Consider the following 1,314-nt stretch of genomic DNA (forward strand, 5'->3'; position numbering starts at 1 on the left):
ATCGCTTAGGCCAGAAAAAGCAAATTCCCATAGCATAAACAACACCAACTCTGACACACCGAGTAGGTAGCGGCTCAGTCCAACAAGCGATTATGCAACACAAACTGCGTGTCGCATAAATACTAAAATGTTATGTTTCAAGGAAAGGTTAGGTGATAAAAAAATTTAAAAGCGTTATCTTTGCCTTAGCTTTACTTTGCATAGTTTTATTTTTTACTTTTCATTATTTAGATAAAAACTATGAATCATTAGTAAGTATTTATCTGTTTTTAACCTTCTGGGGATTGGACAAGTGTTTAGCTTGGCAACTTGGTGAAAAAATAGGTATTGCAAGTATGCTAGCCATACCTTCAGATGCACATAAAAACATTAGGTTGTTAGGCTTATTAATTGGCTTGTTTCTTACTTTTTATGGTATTAATCATTTGATTGCGCAAGTTTCAACATAACAAGAAATTAAACAAGGACAAAAAACAGTTGGCTTTTGCTCCTGCGTCGCTCATTTTAGCCAACAATTTTATTGCCTGTTAACAGGGCGTTACCGAATAAATACTCTAACGTGTTTCTGTCCAGTGATGAGTTAACATCAATCTAGCAGCATTTAAGCTTTAAAGAATTATAAAAATAGGCCGATACAAAACCATATCACTGAAACAGGGACGTGTTATGAAGGTTATTTCTGAAAATTTACCGCAGCCACTAAATAATCAAAATGTGACATTAGAATCACCCAAAGATGGGGAGGCTCTTTTAAATAATGAGCTGAAAAAGTTGGCGGATGACATATATCACAAAAGCGAGCCAACTGAACTAGAGCAAACATATAGCAAGCCACTGACAATGACCGCGAGCAAAATAGACATGACTAAAACGGTTGATGACTTTATGTATGAACTTGCTGTTGCGACTGGCGAATTATATATGCCTGGTGGGAGTGTACCGAAGGCTGTGGAAAAAATGCTTTCTCCTTATGATGCATTACTCTCAGATATAAATAATCAAGCGCCTTCATTGGCCTATAAAAGTTGGGGAATATCAATAAACCAATCTGGTACTTTAGAAGCGACAGGTTCGATTACAGACCTTGAAAAAGAGTACTTAGAAGAAAAACTAAATGGTTCGGAGGAATTAGTAAGTGCTATAAAGGATTTTAAATCTAATTATTTGAAATATATCGGGCCTGAATCCCGGGGCTATGGAAGGTATGATGTTACGAATGATAATTTTGCCGATGTCTTCGATTTTAGAGAAATGCTTGAAAGCTCAAGGAGCAATGACGACTTTAAAAGGACGTGGGAGTATGAAACAAATTGG

At 36.4% G+C, this 1,314-nt stretch carries 1 protein-coding gene and 1 pseudogene; both read left to right on the forward strand.

The annotated features are described in order from the left end of the window. Window positions 1-152: 152 nt before the first annotated feature. Window positions 153-449, forward strand: a complete 297-nt coding sequence (locus JIG41_RS00665) for a hypothetical protein (RefSeq protein ID WP_065979082.1) — start codon at window positions 153-155, stop codon at window positions 447-449. Window positions 450-666: 217 nt separating this feature from the next. Further along, window positions 667-1,314: pseudogene (locus JIG41_RS00670) on the forward strand (hypothetical protein); the annotation flags it as partial.

The organism is Pseudoalteromonas sp. bablab_jr011, from assembly GCF_016464045.1.
GTDB lineage: Bacteria > Pseudomonadota > Gammaproteobacteria > Enterobacterales > Alteromonadaceae > Pseudoalteromonas > Pseudoalteromonas lipolytica.